General features: G+C 73.6%; 15 protein-coding genes and 1 tRNA gene. 6 read left to right on the top strand and 10 right to left on the bottom strand.

What is annotated here, in order from left to right; translation table 11 throughout:
• The first annotated feature begins 45 nt into the window (after positions 1 to 45).
• The gene (locus J7W19_RS27405; RefSeq protein ID WP_078587812.1) at positions 46 to 354 is read left to right on the top strand and encodes a DnaB-like helicase N-terminal domain-containing protein; all 309 of its coding nucleotides are present in this window, start codon (positions 46 to 48) and stop codon (positions 352 to 354) included.
• Here the strand turns inward: J7W19_RS27405 and J7W19_RS27400 are convergent.
• Together J7W19_RS27400 and J7W19_RS27395 are read right to left on the bottom strand one after the other, a co-directional pair.
• Positions 245 to 532 (bottom strand): hypothetical protein, encoded by a 288-nt coding sequence (locus tag J7W19_RS27400; RefSeq protein WP_040888560.1) that lies wholly within the window; start codon positions 530 to 532, stop codon positions 245 to 247. The genes J7W19_RS27405 and J7W19_RS27400 overlap by 110 nt on opposite strands.
• 337 nt (positions 533 to 869) lie before the next feature.
• Positions 870 to 943: transfer RNA gene (locus J7W19_RS27395), tRNA-Pro, on the bottom strand.
• 199 nt (positions 944 to 1142) lie between these two features.
• On the opposite strand from J7W19_RS27395, the gene J7W19_RS27390 reads away from it, so the two are divergent.
• The 4 genes from J7W19_RS27390 (at position 1143) to J7W19_RS27375 (ending at position 6208) form a co-directional block, all read left to right on the top strand.
• Positions 1143 to 1436 (top strand): YiaA/YiaB family inner membrane protein, encoded by a 294-nt coding sequence (locus J7W19_RS27390; RefSeq protein WP_004941333.1) that lies wholly within the window; start codon positions 1143 to 1145, stop codon positions 1434 to 1436.
• A 178-nt stretch (positions 1437 to 1614) separates the two neighbouring features.
• Positions 1615 to 4857: an amidohydrolase family protein gene (locus tag J7W19_RS27385; RefSeq protein ID WP_004941335.1), complete on the top strand. Its 3243-nt coding sequence runs from the start codon at positions 1615 to 1617 to the stop codon at positions 4855 to 4857.
• A gap of 258 nt (positions 4858 to 5115) precedes the next feature.
• On the top strand, positions 5116 to 5559 hold the full coding sequence (locus J7W19_RS27380) for a hypothetical protein (RefSeq protein ID WP_004941336.1): 444 nt from the start codon (positions 5116 to 5118) through the stop codon (positions 5557 to 5559).
• A 67-nt stretch (positions 5560 to 5626) separates the two neighbouring features.
• Complete coding sequence (locus tag J7W19_RS27375) at positions 5627 to 6208, top strand: hypothetical protein (RefSeq protein WP_004941337.1); 582 nt, start codon at positions 5627 to 5629, stop codon at positions 6206 to 6208.
• 96 nt (positions 6209 to 6304) lie between these two features.
• On the opposite strand, the gene J7W19_RS27370 is transcribed toward J7W19_RS27375, so the two are convergent.
• The 5 genes from J7W19_RS27370 to J7W19_RS27350 all read right to left on the bottom strand — a co-directional run bounded on the left by J7W19_RS27370 (position 6305) and on the right by J7W19_RS27350 (position 10952).
• On the bottom strand, positions 6305 to 7132 hold the full coding sequence (locus J7W19_RS27370; RefSeq protein WP_004941338.1) for an alpha/beta fold hydrolase: 828 nt from the start codon (positions 7130 to 7132) through the stop codon (positions 6305 to 6307).
• A 124-nt stretch (positions 7133 to 7256) separates the two neighbouring features.
• Positions 7257 to 7820 (bottom strand): hypothetical protein, encoded by a 564-nt coding sequence (locus J7W19_RS27365; RefSeq protein WP_106429549.1) that lies wholly within the window; start codon positions 7818 to 7820, stop codon positions 7257 to 7259.
• A gap of 15 nt (positions 7821 to 7835) precedes the next feature.
• Positions 7836 to 9020, bottom strand: a complete 1185-nt coding sequence (locus J7W19_RS27360) for an MBL fold metallo-hydrolase (protein ID WP_004941340.1) — start codon at positions 9018 to 9020, stop codon at positions 7836 to 7838.
• A gap of 141 nt (positions 9021 to 9161) precedes the next feature.
• Positions 9162 to 10166, bottom strand: coding sequence for an aldo/keto reductase (locus J7W19_RS27355; protein ID WP_004941341.1), 1005 nt, complete (start codon positions 10164 to 10166; stop codon positions 9162 to 9164).
• Between the two features lie 138 nt (positions 10167 to 10304).
• On the bottom strand, positions 10305 to 10952 hold the full coding sequence (locus J7W19_RS27350; protein ID WP_004941342.1) for an alpha-ketoglutarate-dependent dioxygenase AlkB family protein: 648 nt from the start codon (positions 10950 to 10952) through the stop codon (positions 10305 to 10307).
• 265 nt (positions 10953 to 11217) lie between these two features.
• Here J7W19_RS27350 and J7W19_RS27345 point away from each other — a divergent pair, with 265 nt between their 5' ends.
• Positions 11218 to 11790 carry a carboxymuconolactone decarboxylase family protein gene (locus tag J7W19_RS27345; protein WP_004941343.1) on the top strand — a complete coding sequence of 191 codons (573 nt, stop codon included), beginning with the start codon at positions 11218 to 11220 and terminating at the stop codon, positions 11788 to 11790.
• Here J7W19_RS27345 and J7W19_RS27340 read toward each other — a convergent pair.
• From J7W19_RS27340 to J7W19_RS27330, 3 genes are all read right to left on the bottom strand, one after another.
• The gene (locus J7W19_RS27340) at positions 11774 to 12601 is read right to left on the bottom strand and encodes an SAM-dependent methyltransferase (protein ID WP_004941344.1); all 828 of its coding nucleotides are present in this window, start codon (positions 12599 to 12601) and stop codon (positions 11774 to 11776) included. The two genes, J7W19_RS27345 and J7W19_RS27340, sit on opposite strands and share 17 nt — an antisense overlap.
• Before the next feature lie 458 nt (positions 12602 to 13059).
• The gene (locus tag J7W19_RS27335) at positions 13060 to 13320 is read right to left on the bottom strand and encodes a DUF397 domain-containing protein (protein ID WP_004941345.1); all 261 of its coding nucleotides are present in this window, start codon (positions 13318 to 13320) and stop codon (positions 13060 to 13062) included.
• 3 nt (positions 13321 to 13323) lie between these two features.
• Complete coding sequence (locus J7W19_RS27330) at positions 13324 to 14190, bottom strand: helix-turn-helix domain-containing protein (RefSeq protein WP_004941346.1); 867 nt, start codon at positions 14188 to 14190, stop codon at positions 13324 to 13326.
• Positions 14191 to 14289: the final 99 nt, after the last annotated feature.

Here is a 14289-nt window from a genome sequence, read left to right as displayed (position 1 = left end):
CGCCGGCCGGTTCCCCGGCACCCCGGCTCCCTCCCGCGCACCCCGCTGCCCCCGCAACCACGACGTGATGGTGGTGAGGAGGCGCTGTCCGAAGAACGGCTGCTGCCGGCCGCCGTCACCGCGCACCCGGACGAGCTGACGACCACGCGGTGGCTGCAGGCCGACGACTTCACCCTGCCCCTGCACCACGCCCTCTTCCGTGGCCTGACAACCCTGGCCCACCGGGGTGAACCCATCGATCCGGTCACGGTGGTGGGAGGCACAGCACCGCGGCCTCCTCACCGCCGACCTCACGCCGGCCGGCCTCATGGCCCTGGTATCGGCCCCGGTCGGCTCGCCGGAACACTGGGGTGAGTACATCCTCCAGCGTGCCCTGCTCGCGCACGCCCACCTCGCCGCCCTGCGGATCCAGGCGTTCACGGACGATCCGGCAAACAGCCCCCACCGCCTCATCACCGGCAGCCGCCGCGCCCTCGCAGAGCTGACCGCCGTCCGGGCCCGGTGGCAGCGTGCCATCGCGCCCCAGCGCCACCGACTCGCCCTCTCACACCTCCTGCACCGACAGCCGCCCGGGCCGGATCGCTCCGCGTCACCGGCGGGACCTCCCTCAGCGCCCACCTCCGAGGCGCCTCGGTGCCCTCCAAGCCGCTGGCGGCCACTCTCCAGGCGTTGCGAGATGTCCACAATCGCCCAATTCTTCCGGTGATCTTGGTCCCCAGCGATACAGGGCCTGATCAGCGGTTTTTCCGGCCCGTGGTCCCCAAGTGGCCTCCGGGCGCCTGACGACCCATCAGGTCACCCCATCGCGAGACCAACGCAAAACACCCTCTGACCTGCGGTTTTCCACAGATCAGAGGGTGTTTTCCCGGTCGGGACGGCGGGATTTGAACCCACGACCCCTTGACCCCCAGTCAAGTGCGCTACCAAGCTGCGCCACGTCCCGGTGCTCGTCCGGCCCGGGCTGGTGCCCTTGCCGACCGCGCAAGAGAACAATACCGCACGCCGTGGGGTGGTCGCGCACGGATTGGCGGGCGGGGGCGGGGTGGGGCCTGGGTACCGGGTATCCGGTCCCAGGGCGCGGTGCTGGAGATGAGTAGCGGTACTCATGTCGGCCGTGGCCCCGGTCCGGGACGCTGCCGGGCATGAGTACTCCATCGATACAGCGGCCGACGACCACCGCGTTCTACATCCAGGCCGCCCTCTCCTTCGGACTGTCGCTGGTGGCGCTGGCGGTCGGGATCGTGAAGCTGCCCGTGGGGGCCTGGGAGCGGGGGTTCCTGGGGCTGGGGCTGATCTTCGTGGTGTCATCGGCGTTCACGCTGGCCAAGTGCGTGCGGGACCGGCAGGAGGTGGACGAGATCGCCAACCGGGTCGACAAGGCGCGGCTCGACAAGCTGCTCATCGAGCAGGACGCGTTCAAGGTGGAGGGGTTGTGATCGGCCCGCGTGATCCTCGGGGCGGCAATCCGAGGGGGCGGTGATCCGAGGGGCGGTGATCCGAGGGGCGATGGTTCGGTCTTTGGGGTGTTGACCCCGGCCCCCCGCACCGTGAACGATGATCCGATCCGGATCTTCCTCTCACGCCCCGTGCAACTCCCGCACCCCAGGAGGACAGTTGGACGTCCAGGGCCCCTCGGGCACTCGCCTCTCTCCCCTCTCCCGGCGCAGATTCCTCCAGGCCACCGCGGGCACCGCCGCCGCGGCCGGGATGACCGGGGCGGTCGGGGTGGTTCCGACGCCGGCGGAGGCGGCACCGGCTGCCGCGGCCGGAGCGGCGGCCTCCGGGGCGCCCGTGCTGTCCTTCACCGCCGCCACCAACGGTTCGGCGTCCCTCTTCGGCGACCGCGTCGTGGCCGAGGTGCAGAACGTCCTCTGGTCGCTGCCCCGCAAGGGCGGGGACGCCGTGGCGATCACCCCACCGGACCTGGAGCCGACCCGGCCCGTGCACTCCCCGGACGGCCGGCTGCTCGCCGTCTGCGCGTACCGGGGCGGCGGCTTCCACATCTGGACCCTCCGCCCCGACGGGACGGGGCTGCGGCAGCTCACCGAGGGTCCCTGGGACGACCGGGGCCCGGCCTGGTCCCCCGACGGCACCCGGATCGCGTTCGCCTCGGAGCGCCAGGGCGACCCGGTGGCCGGCAGCCCGTACCGGATCTGGACGGTGGACGTCCGGACCGGCGCGCTGACCCGGGTGACCGGGCTCACGGACCAGGACGGGCCGCTGCAGGACGGCGCGTGGGAGGACTTCGACCCGGTCTGGTCGCCGGACGGCAAGCGGCTGCTGTTCGTCCGCGGCCAGGCGACCAAGGACGCGCTGGTGTCCCGGACGGTGGCGTCGGTGCCCGCCGACGGCCGCGGCCCGGTCCGCGTCGAACACACGGAGACGGCGAAGGCACAGGTCATGACGCCCGCCGTGAGTCCGGGCGGGCGGCTGGCGTACCTGCGGACGACCGCCGCCCCCACCGCGTCCTGCACCCTGGTCGTGGACGGCGCGGCCGTGCCCGTCGACGGCGACGTGGAGCCGGTGCCGCCGCGGTGGATCTCCCGCGACGAGCTGCTGCTGACGGTGGAGGGCCAATTCCGGGTCGTCCGGCTGACGGCGGCCGGTGGCGGCAAGGATCCGGGAGCGACGACCGTCGCCACCGTCCCGTTCACCGCGAAACTGCCGGTCGACCGGCCGCGCTACCGCGTCAAGCGGTACGACGTCGAGGTCGGCGGGGTCGGCCGGGTGCGGGCGGTACACCTGCCCGCGCTGTCGCCGGACGCCCGCCGGGTCGCGTTCGCCGCGCTGAACGCGCTCTGGGTCGCCGACGTCGACGGCGGCGCGGCGCCCCGCCGCGTGGTGCGCGCCGACGTCACCCGCTACCTCCTCGGCCCGTCGTGGACGCCCGACGGCAAGGCGCTGGTCTACGCCGACGACCGCTCGGGGCTGCTCGCCGTCCGCCGGCACGACCTCGGCTCCGGGGAGGACACCGAGCTGGCCGGCGGCGGCCGGGTGAGCCCGGCGCTCTCCCCCGACGGCACGCGGCTGGCCTGCCTCGACCTCTCCGGCAACCTCCTGGTCCGCGACCTCGCCGCCGGCACCGACCGGGTGCTGGCCGCGCCGATGGGCGGCGGCGGGCTGCCGGGCCGGCCCAGCTGGTCGCCCGACGGGCGGTACGTCGCGTACTGCGACCGCAATCGGCTGAACCAGCGCTTCCGCGAGGGCTACAACCTCATCCGTGTCATCGACACGTCCGACGGCACGTCCCGGCTGCACGCCCTGGCCCCGCACGCCTCGGTCTCCGACCGCTACGACTCCGGGCCGGTGTGGTCGCCGGACGGCCGCCACATGGCGGTGATCAGCGAGTCCGCGCTGTGGCTGCTGCCCGTGAAGCCCGACGGCACCCCGGCGGGCGCGCCGCGCCGGCTGACCGAGGAGGCGGCGGACCACCCGTCCTGGTCGGCGGACTCGCGCCGGATCCTCTACCTGTCGGCCGGGAAGCTGCGGCTGCTGGACGTCGACAAGAACACCACCCGTACCGTCCCCGTCCGGCTCGACTACCGCCGCCCGACGCCCGTGGACACGGTCGTGCACGCCGGCCGGTTCTGGGACGGCACCGGGGACACCGTCCGGGAGGACGTCGACGTCCTCGTCCGCGACGGCCGGGTGCGCTCCGTCGAGCCGCACCGGGCGGGGCGCGCCGCGCGGCGCCGGGTGGACGCGTCCCGGCGGACGGTCCTGCCCGGCCTGTGGGACGCGCACACCCACCCCTGGCAGATCACCTACGGCGGCCGGCAGACCGCCCTCCAGCTCGCGTACGGCATCACCACGGCCGTCTCGCTCGGCGGCGCCTCGTACGAGCAGGCCCGGATCCGCGAGGCCGTGAACGCCGGCGACCTCGCCGGGCCGCGCCTGCTGACCTGCGGCGAACTGCTGGACGGCAGCCGGGTCGCGTACAGCATGGGCCGGGCGCACCGCACCCGCGAGGGCCTGCGCCGGTCGCTGTCCCGGGCCTCGGCCCTGGACTGGGACTTCGTGAAGACGTACGTCCGCGCGCCCGGCTGGGTGATCGAGGAGGCGGCCCGGCACGCCCACGACGTGCTGGGGGTGCGCACCGGCTCCCACCTCTGCACCCCGGGCGTCCAGCTCGGGCAGGACCTGACGACCCATCTCCAGGCCACCCAGCGGCTGGAGTTCGGGCACGCGACGTCGGCGAGCGGGCGGGCGTACGAGGACGTGCGGGAGATCTACACCCGGACGGACTTCCACATGATCGCGACCATCTTCACCTCGACCCCGCTGATCGGCGAGCAGCCGGGCCTCGCCGAGGACCCGCGGGTGACGCGGCTGATGCCGCCGTGGGACGTGGACCTCGTCCGCAAGACCGCCGCCGAACGGCCGACCGGCGACCAACTGGCCACCCTCCGCACCGAGGTGGACGTCTACCGGCGGATCCTCTCCGGCGGCGGTCTCGTCGCCCTCGGCACGGACGCCCCGCTGGTCCCCGTGGGCCTCTCCCTGCACATGGGCCTGCGCGCCCTGCACCGCCACGGCCTCTCCCCCGCCGAGGCGCTGCGCACGGCGACGGCCGTCCCGGCCCGGGTGTTCGGCGCGGAACGCGACCTCGGCACGCTGGAGACGGGCAAGCTCGCCGACATGACGATCGTCGACGGCGACCCGTTCACCGACTTCGACTCGCTGGTGCGGACGGAGTCCGTGCTCCGCGGCGGCCTCCCCTTCGAGCAGCGGAAGCTCCTCGACGCCTACGCCGGCGACGCGGCCCCGGCGGCCCGTCACGGCAGCTCGACGCACGGCGAGTGGCCGGCGGTCGGACGGCTGCTGCGACGGGACTCGTGCTGCGATCCAGGGCACTGAGGGTCCAGGCTGCGCCGGCCCCCGAGCCCTCGGGCCCATCCGCGCGGCGGTCCCCGGCCGGACGACCGGGGGCCGCCGCGCGGCGGTTCACGCGGGAAGGGGCCGGTTCACGCGGGAAGGAGCCGTCGGCGCCGCCCGGCCACCACGGCGGCCGGGCACCACGGCCCCGGGAGCGGCAATTGGCCTGATACGTGGTGTCGCCGGGAGACGGGCGAGTCATAGGTTCGCCGGGTATTCCCGACTTTCCGGAGGTACATCATGAGACGGCACATCCTCACCGGCGCGCTCGCCACCGCCTGCCTGATCGTCCCCTTCCAGGCCCACGCCGCGGCTCCGGCCGCGCCGGTCGCGCAGTCGTCGGCCACCGTGTGGGACAAGTGCGAGGCCGCCCTCGACTCTCCGCACGAGTCCCATACCAACCCGGACGTCATCAACGTCCACGCCGACCTCAAGGGCTGCAAGAAGAAGATGCCGGAGTACTCGATCTCCGTCACCCTCTTCAAGGAAGGCACCCAGGTCGCGCACGACACCGGTTCGGGAAAGAACAAGTTCAAGGCGCGGGTCGTCGCCAACTGGCCGCCGCCGAAGGGCGAGTGTCACTCCTACTCGGCCAAGGCGACCTTCACGATCACGGCCGACGGGAAGGCGCACACGGCCACCCTGGAGAACCACAGCCAGGGCAAGATCTGCATCAAGAAGTAGGCACGACCACGGCCGGTACGGCCACCGTGCCTACCGGCCCCCACCGACCACCGGCGAGGCGAACGACATGAACGGCCACACCCTCTTCCTCGCGGTCACCGACCGGACGGGACGGACGGAGCCGACTCCCGGGGCCGAACCGGCCTTCGCCCTCACCACGCTCGCCGTGGACACCGGACGTCTGGAGGAAGCCGAGCACCGCGCGGCCGACGCGCTCGCCGGGCTCGCACCCGGCGCGGACTGGATCGGCCTGCCCCCGTCCGTACGACGCCAGGTCGTCGAACGGGTCCGCGCGGTGCCGCACTACGCGGTCGATCACACCGAGCACGACCGCGACCCGGCCCGCTCCGCTTCCCCCCTGGCCGACTGCCTGAACAGCCTCGCCACCGGCGGGGCCCTGGCCGAGATCACCGGGCGGCCGTACACCGTCTACCTCACCGGTGGCCTCCTCCTCGGCGAAGCCGCCTCGGCCCCCCTCCTCGCCGGAGCCAGGGCCGTGCACCCCGACGCCGAGGCCCGCTTCCCCGCCCTCGCCCGCCTCACCGCCCTCCTCGCCACGGCCGCCGCGCCCTCGGCCGACGCCGCCGTCGTCGACGAGGAAGACCTGTACGACGCCTTCGACCGGTACACGCTCGGCGGCCTGGCGTGAGCGGAACGCGTCGCCGTCGGGACGGCCGGTTCCGTCGACCGCGCACCCGGCCCGCCTTCCGGCCTTCGACAGGGCCGGGAGGAGCGGGTGTCGCTTTCACCCGGTCCCCTGAACCGCCCGGAGGAACCCGCGGACCGCGGTCGCCGACTCCTCCGGTCTGCGCAGGTGCACCCAGTGGTCCGCGTCCAGTTCGACGAGGGTCGTGCCTGGGCGGCGGGCGGCCATCTCCCGGGCCTGGGCGGTGGGCAGCACCGCGCTCGCCGTTCCGTGCAGGAGCAGCGCGGGACAGTCGGAACCCGACCACTGGCTCCAGTGGTCCCCCAGCACACGGGCGTCCGAGTCGACCATGTCCTCCGGATGGCATCCGAGCCGCCAGCCGTCGCCGTACGGCCGCAGTCCGTTCTCCAGCAGCGGAGCCAACGTGCCGCAGGCGGCCAGGAGTTCCTCGCGTGTCGGGGCCTGGTACGGCAGCCCCAGCAGGAAGGACAGCGGGACGGGTGTGACGACGGGCAGGGAGGCGGGTCCGTCGATGTTCACCAGGGCGCTGACCGTGCCGGGCCGGCTCGCGGCCAGGTGATAGCCGTTGACGGCGCCGAGGGAGTGCCCGAGGACGGGCAGTGGGTGACGGTCGAGGCCCAGGTGGGCCAGCAGCAGGCGGAAGTCGTCGAGGTAGCCGTCCCGGTCGTACCGGCACGCCCGGTCGGAGTCGCCGTGCCCTCGCTGGTCGGGCGCGATCACCCGCCATCCGTCGGCACCGAGCACGGCGGCGAGTTCCGCGAACTCGGCGCCCTCGCCGAGGTGTCCGTGCAGCGCGAGCAGGGGCCGACCCCCGGCGGGCGCGAAGTCGAGGTAGGAGAGGCGTCGGCCGTCGGGGGTGGTGAGGTGGGTGCGGACGGTTCGGCGGGAAGCGGGTCCGTTCGGCATGGCTTCACCGTACTGATGGACCGACGCCGGGCGACGCGGCCGGGTCGCGTCCGTAGGGCGGCGGCCGGACGCAACCGCGGGTGGCAGCGAGGTGCGCGACGGACTCCCCGGCCGGTGCCGTCTCTCAGAGGCCCCTGACGCCGCACCGCCCGCACACCGTCGGCGGTGAACCGCCGCCGGGCGCGGGCCCGTAGCCGTCGCCGCCCGGCTCCCCGCAGGCCCGGCACGTGGGCGGGTGCGTCCCGTCCGCCGGCGGGGTCCAGTGGATGACGTGCTCGATCACGGCCGGCAGCGGCGCGGTCGGGTGGACGACCGGGTCGGGGCAGAAGGCGATGTTGTTCCAGCCCCGCCGCCAGGCGCGCCATCCGTGCGCGGCGCGCCAGGCGTCGCCGGTCGGTTCGTGGCGTCGTCCCAGCGCCTTGTCCGCCCGCCGGTCCGCCGCGCGGTCGCGGACGTGGGCGAGCCAGAGGCGCCGGGCGGCGTGGAGTTCGTCGGCGGCGCGGATCAGGGCCGCGGGGTCGTGCTCGACGTTTCCCGGGATCCGCGCGCTCAGGGTGAGGTGGTGGTACGTGGCGCGGAAGCCGTAGGGCGCGAAGTGCACCAGGCAGGAGCGCAGGTCGGAGCGGCGGGTCCGGGCCGGGAGGCGCTCGTCGTGGACCCGCCGCAGATGCACGGTGAAGCTGCTCAACCGGGCGGCCCCGCCTCAGCGTTCGGTCGCGAGGTCGAGTCGCGCCGCGGGTGCCGGGGCCCGGCCGGCGCCCTGCTCCTCGGGGGCCGCCGCCGCGACGGCCTGCCACCAGGCGTCCGGCCGCAGTCCCGCGGCCGGTTCGAACGGCTGGCCGGGGCGGGGGACGGCGTAGCGGACGCCGGCGCGGCGGGCGGCGGTGACGGTGCGTTCGGCGGGCTCGTCCCAGGGGTGCGGGGCGAGGTTGAAGGTGCCCCAGTGAATGGGGAGGAGGACGCCGCGCTCGGCGGGGGCGGAGCCCTGGAGGTCGAGGTGGGCGCGCAGGCCCTCCTCCGGTTCCATGTGGATGTCGGGCCAGAACTCGCTGTACGCGCCGATCTGGATCATCGTGGCGTCGAACGGGCCGTAGCGCTCGCCGATGCCGGCGAAGCCGGGGAAGTAGCCGGTGTCACCGCTGTGGAAGACGCGGTGCCGGGGGCCGGCGATGACCCAGGAGGCCCAGAGGGTGTGCTGGGTGTTGCGCAGCGCGCGCCCGCAGAAGTGGCGGGCGGGGGTGGCGGTGAGGGTGAGTTCGCCGACGAACGTCGTCTCGTGCCAGTCGAGTTCGGTGATCTGCCCCGCCGCGATCCCCCAGTGCTCCAGGTGCGCGCCGACGCCGAGCGGTACGACGAACTCCGTTCCGGTCCGGGCCAGCGCGCGGACGGTGGGCATGTCCAGGTGGTCGTAGTGGTCGTGGGAGATGACCACGGCGTCCACCCGCCCGGTCTCGGCGAGCGGTATCGGCACCGGGTGCAGCCTTCGCGGGCCCGCGAAGGCGAACGGCGAGCAGCGCTCGGACCAGACGGGGTCGATCAGCACCCGGTGGCCGTCGATCTCGGTCAGCACGCCGGAATGGCCCATCCAGGTGAGCCGCAGCCCCGACTCGGCGGGTTCGGCCAGGTCGGCGACGGTCGTGGGGTGCACGGGGATGGCGTGGGCGGGGGCGCGGCGGACCCGCTCCTCCTTGCGGAAGTAGGTGGGCAGGAAGCCCAGCATCGAGCGGGTGCTCGGGGTCCGCTCGGGGCCCGGGGGGTTGACGAAGACGCCACCCGCGAAGTGCGGCGAGCGCCGGATGCGGGCCATCCGCTCCCCCGACGGGTCGGCGCCGAAGGCGGCCGGGCGGAGCGCGTCGAGGGGGATTCTGGGGACGCGGAAGCCGGTCACGGCACCTCCAGGCGTGGGGAACGGTCCGTCTCATTATCGGACGGCCGCGCCCGCCCGCGCCATCGTTGATCGTTTTCTCGCCGGAGGGGCGGCCGTCCCGCCGGGGGACGGCCGACCCGGGGGCCGGACCGGGAGCGAAGGTCAGACCGGGAGCGGAGCGTCCGCGGCGACCAGCCCGCTCTCCCGCAGGTCCGCCCAGAACGCGGCCGGGACGGCCTCGTTCAGCGCGGCCGTGTCCTCGGCGATGCGGCTGGGCCGGCTGGCGCCGGGGATGACGGCGGCGGCGGCCGGGTGGGCGAGGGAGAACTGCAGGGCGGCGGCCTTGATGCTCACGCCGTGCCGGCCGGCGAGGGCCGTGAGCCTGCCGACGCGCTCGACGATCTCCGGCGGGGCCTGCTGGTACTCGAAGTGGGTGCCGCCGGCGAGGACGCCGGAGCTGTACGGGCCGCCGACGACCATGTCGACGTTCCGCTCCTGGGCCATGGGCAGCAGGCGGCCCAGCGCGTGCTCGTGGTCGAGCAGGGTGTAGCGGCCGGCGAGCAGGAAGCCGTCGGGCCGGGGCTCGTCCAGGGCCAGGGTCAGCTCGATGGGCTCGGTGCGGTTGACGCCCAGGCCCCACGCCTTGATGACGCCCTCGTCCCGCAGCCGGTCCAGGACGCGGAAGGCCCCGGTGCGGGCCTCCTCGAACTTCCCCACCCACGCGTCGCCGTAGATGTCCTGGGCGATGTCGTGGACCCAGACGATGTCGAGGCGGTCGACGCCCAGGCGCTTGAGGCTGCCCTCGATCGAGCGCTCGGTGGCCTCGGCGGTCCACTCGTGGAGCACCTTGTTCGGGTTGCCGTGCTGGAAGAGGCCGCCCTTCTCGCCCAAGTCGGGGACGTCGGTCTCCGGTTCGTCGAGGATGACCCGGCCGACCTTGGAGGAGAGCACGTAGGAGTCGCGGGGCTTGCCGGACAGCACCTTGCCCAGGCGCTCCTCGGCCAGGCCGGCGCCGTAGACGGGGGCGGTGTCGTAGAAGCGGATGCCCTGGTCCCAGGCCGCTTCCACGGTGGCGAGGGCGTCCTCCTCGGGGATCGCGCGGAACATGTTGCCGAGGGGGGCGGTGCCGAACCCGAGCCGGCCGGGAAGGATTTCCTTGAGGGACATGGGGGTGCCTTTTCGATCGGTGTCTGCGTTGCGCGGCGGCCCGGACGCGGGGCTTACTTGCGCACGCCGCTTAGTCGCTCCGACAATAGTTGCAGACGCGGGTTAATGCAAACGCCTTACAATCCGCCGCTCCCCGCCTCAGAACCCGCTGACCCTGAGCGTGACGTTCAGCCGCCCGGTCAGCCCGAGCCCCGCCGGAGCCGTACCCGGGAACGTCCGGGTCACACCGTGGTACGCGAACCGGGACGGGCCGCCGAACACGAACAGGTCGCCGCTGCGCAGCTCGACGTCCGTCCAAGGGCGCGTCCTGGTCTCCGTGTTGCCGAACCGGAACACGCAGGAGTCACCGAGGCTGAGCGAGACGACGGGGGCGGCGGACTTCTCGTCGCCGTCGCGGTGCAGGCCCATCCTCGCCCCGGCGTCGTAGAAGTTGACCAGCGCGATGTCGTACGGCTCGGGACCGGGCGGCGTCCCGTACGCGCGCGCCACCGCGTCGCGGGCCAGCGCGCCGAGCCAGTGGGGGAACGGCTTGACGGGGGCGCCGTCGCCGTCGACGACCGTCCGGGCGTACCCGTACGGGTACCAGTGCCAGCCGAGGCAGACCGTGCGGACGGACATCGCGCCGCCGTTCGGCATCCGGACCGTCCGCAGACCCGCGGGTGGCCTCGCCCACTCCCGGCAGGCCCGGAGGAGCCGCTGCTGCGCGGCCTCGTCCAGCCAGCCGGGGACGTGCACGGCTCCCGGCGCCACCTCGACGCACGGGCGGGGGAACAGCTCGTCGTGCATGGGTCCAGGCTAGGCGCACCTGGTCGGGCAGGGGGGCGGGGGCCGGCGCGCGGACCCACAGAGCCGGCGCGCGCGACCTCGCGGGACCAGCACGCGCGACCCCGCAGGACCGGCACGCACAAGCCGGGGAAATCCCTTCCCGAAACCTGTCACATCCGCGCCGCCTCGCCCGTCCCCCTCCCGCAAGCGACCGAAGAACACGAACCGGCGGCCGGGATCGACGTCCCGCCGCCGGTCCGAGCGACCCGAGAGGAGCGGCACCGCCATGGCCCGCATCCCCCTGAACCCGCCCGCCACCCCGCTGACCCGCCTCGCCGCCCGGTACTGCCGCCGCGCCTACGGCAAGGTGCTCGACCCGGTCCTGGCCATGGGCCACCACACCGGGGTACTGCTGGCCACCTCCGTCTTCGAGCTGGCCGCGGTCCGCTGGAAGCGGCTCGACCCCGGCCTGAAGGCGCTGGCCGTGATGGCCTCGGCGGCGTCCATCGGCTGCTCCTGGTGCATGGACTTCGGCTACTGGGAGAACCGGCAGCACGGCATGGCACACGAGAAGCTCCGCGACGTGCCGCGCTGGCGCGACAGCGACGTCTACACGCCGCTGGAGCGTGACGTGATGGAGTACGCGGAGGCGATGACGGCGACTCCGCCCACCGTGGACGACGCCCTGGTGGAGCGGTTGCGGCAGCACCTGGACGACGCCCAGCTCGTCGAGCTGACGCAGATGATCTCGGTCGAGAACCTCCGCTCCCGCACCAACGCCGCGCTGGGACTGGCCAGTCAGGGCTTCAAGGACAGCTGCGACATCCCGGCCGGGGGGCCGGTCACCGACCGCCCTTGACCCCCACCCCGCCGTAGAAGCCGACCCGGGCCAGCTCGGCCGGGGTCGGCGGCTCGCCGTCCGGGTGCCAGAGCGGCACCTGGACGACGCCGGGGTCCAGCAGCTCGAAGCCGTCGAAGAACGGGACGATGTCCGCGTACGTCCGCAGCGTCACCGAGGCCGTGGCGTTCTTGTACGCGTCGGCGGCGGCCCGGGCGGCCTCGCTGTGGAAGTCGGTGGTGCCGTGGCTGAGGACGAGGCAGCTGCCCTCGGGCAGCGCCTCGGCCAGGGCGGCGACGATCCCGGCCGGGTCCTCCTCGTCCGGGATGAAGTGCAGGATGGCGACGAGCAGCAGGGCCACCGGCTGATCGAAGTCGATCATGCGGCGCAGCTCGGGGTGGGCGAGGATCCGCTCCGGCTCGCGCACGTCGGCGAGCAGGAAGCTCGCGTTGCCGTTGTTGGTCAGCTTGGCCCCGGCGTGTGTCGCCACGATCGGGTCGTTGTCGACGTAGACGACGCGGACGTCGGGATCGGCCTCCTGCGCCACCTCATGGGTGTTGGGGGAGGTGGGGATGCCGGTGCCGATGTCGATGATCTGGCGCACCCCGCTCTCGACGACCTTGCGCACGGCGCGCAGCAGGAAGTCGCGGTTGGCCCGGGCGCCGGGGCGTATGTCGGGTATGACCTCGATGAAACGTTCCGCCGCGGCGCGGTCGACCTCGTAGTTGTCCCAGCCGCCGAGGTAGTAGTCGTACATCCGGGCCGGGTGCGGCCGACTGGTGTCGATCTCCTCGGCCGCGAATCCCCCGCCGCCCGTGCCCTGTTCCGTCACTCCCTGCCCCTTCCGAACTGTGCGGATCCCGCAACCCCCGGTCCGATGCCGGTCGTTGCGGCTGTGCGACGGTCCGGCACCGGCGGCCCGGCCGGTGGGTTCCCCTCCCCCGGACCGGCCGACGGCCGTACCGCTTCCCCTGCTTGAGCCCGAGTCCCTGCTTGAGCCCGAGCCCTTGCCTGAGCCCAGGTCTTTGCCCGAGCCCCGCTCCTCGCTTGAGCCCCACTCCGCCGTACCCGCCGGTTCTCCGCCGGCACCCCCGTGGCCCGCGGTTCACCGTACGGGCGCCACGGCACCGGGACGACGCCGGGGTCCCGTCGCGCGGACCCCTCGTCGCGTCCGGTGCGCGGCACCGGCGGAGCGGGACGCCTACTGCCGTCGTCAGCGGCCCGACGCGCTCCGAGAGCCGCCGGAACTCCCTGCGCCGCCCGGCCGTCGGCCCGCCGCCGCTCCCCCGCTCACGTCCGCGGCCCCTCCGCCGCGCCGGCGAGCAGGAAGTCCGCCTCGCCGGCCTTGGCCCCCCTGATGAACGTCTCCATTTCGCTGTGCGTGTAGATCAGCGCGGGCCCCTCCGGGTCCGTGGACTGGCGCAGGGCGACCCGGCCGTCTCTCAGGCGCATGACCTCGACGCAGCTTCCCCCGTTGCCGCCGCTCCACGGCTTGCGCCAGCCCTCGGTGCCGAGGTCGGTGGCGGGCATGCCGTTGTATATGCGATCCATGGTTCAGATCTCCTTACGAATGCCACCCAGGAATGCCTTGGTGGTGTGTGCCGGCGCGGCCTGCGCGCACATCCGGTCCAGTGCCTCTAGGAAGGCCGAGACGTCTTCGCGCTGGTCGAAATAGGAGGCGCCGATGAGGTTCTCGGCGTACGCGATGTCCGGGAGCTCCTCGATGGGGAACCGGAAGATGTGGAACGGCCCGTACATCGCCGGGTGCGGCCCGGCGGCGTACGGGATGACCTGGAGCCGTACGTTCGGCAGGGCGGTGGCCTCGATGAGCCGGTCCACCTGGGCCCGCATCACCTCGGGACCGCCGATGGGGCGGCGCAGCACCGTCTCGTCCATCACCACCCACAGCAGGGGTGCCTTCTCCCGGACGAGCAGGTTCTGCCGTTCGCGGCGGACGGTGACGGCCCGCTCGATCTCGGCGTCCGGCGCGTGCGGCTGCCCGGCGCGGAGCACCGCGCGGGCGTACGCCTCCGTCTGCAACAGCCCGGGGACGTAGTGCGGTTCGTAGGCGCGGATGAGGTTGGCCTCCCCCTCCAGGCTGACGAACGCGCTGAACCACTCGGGGAGCACGTCCCGGAAGCGGTGCCACCAGCCGGGCCGGTTGGCCTCCCGGGTGAGGGCGAGGAAGCCCTCGACCTCGGCGGGGTCCTCGACGCCGTAGATCCGCAGCAGCTTCTCCACGTACGGGACCTTCAGGCCGACCTCGGCCTTCTCCATCCTGCGGATGGTGGCGTGCGTGACGTCGAGCGCCCGGCCCGCCTCCTGGAAGGAGAGTCCCGCCTGTTCCCGCAGATCGTGCAGCCGCTTGCCGAGTACGACACGCAGCACGGTCGGAGCCCCTGCCGGCCGCGCGTCCCCCACTGTCCCCTCCTCCTGCGCCAACTGCCGTCCTGTGCCCAGCAGTGTGCCACGCAGTTCGCAAAGCCGACAGGCTGTGCTTTCGATTCTGCAATTTACAGA

The organism is Streptomyces mobaraensis NBRC 13819 = DSM 40847, assembly GCF_017916255.1.
GTDB classification, from domain to species: Bacteria; Actinomycetota; Actinomycetes; order Streptomycetales; family Streptomycetaceae; genus Streptomyces; species Streptomyces mobaraensis.
This window is presented reverse-complemented; position numbering and strand designations above follow the sequence as displayed.

Excerpts from the sequence above, each read along its gene's own strand:
- J7W19_RS27355 (WP_004941341.1), bottom strand. The coding sequence starts at position 10,166 with ATGTCCCTCAAGGAAATCCTTCCCGGCCGGCTCGGGTTCGGCACCGCC.
- J7W19_RS27335 (WP_004941345.1), bottom strand. The coding sequence starts at position 13,320 with ATGGATCGCATATACAACGGCATGCCCGCCACCGACCTCGGCACCGAG.
- J7W19_RS27350 (WP_004941342.1), bottom strand. The coding sequence starts at position 10,952 with ATGCACGACGAGCTGTTCCCCCGCCCGTGCGTCGAGGTGGCGCCGGGA.
- J7W19_RS27375 (WP_004941337.1), top strand. The coding sequence starts at position 5,627 with ATGAACGGCCACACCCTCTTCCTCGCGGTCACCGACCGGACGGGACGG.
- J7W19_RS27370 (WP_004941338.1), bottom strand. The coding sequence starts at position 7,132 with ATGCCGAACGGACCCGCTTCCCGCCGAACCGTCCGCACCCACCTCACC.
- J7W19_RS27390 (WP_004941333.1), top strand. The coding sequence starts at position 1,143 with ATGAGTACTCCATCGATACAGCGGCCGACGACCACCGCGTTCTACATC.
- J7W19_RS27345 (WP_004941343.1), top strand. The coding sequence starts at position 11,218 with ATGGCCCGCATCCCCCTGAACCCGCCCGCCACCCCGCTGACCCGCCTC.
- J7W19_RS27380 (WP_004941336.1), top strand. The coding sequence starts at position 5,116 with ATGAGACGGCACATCCTCACCGGCGCGCTCGCCACCGCCTGCCTGATC.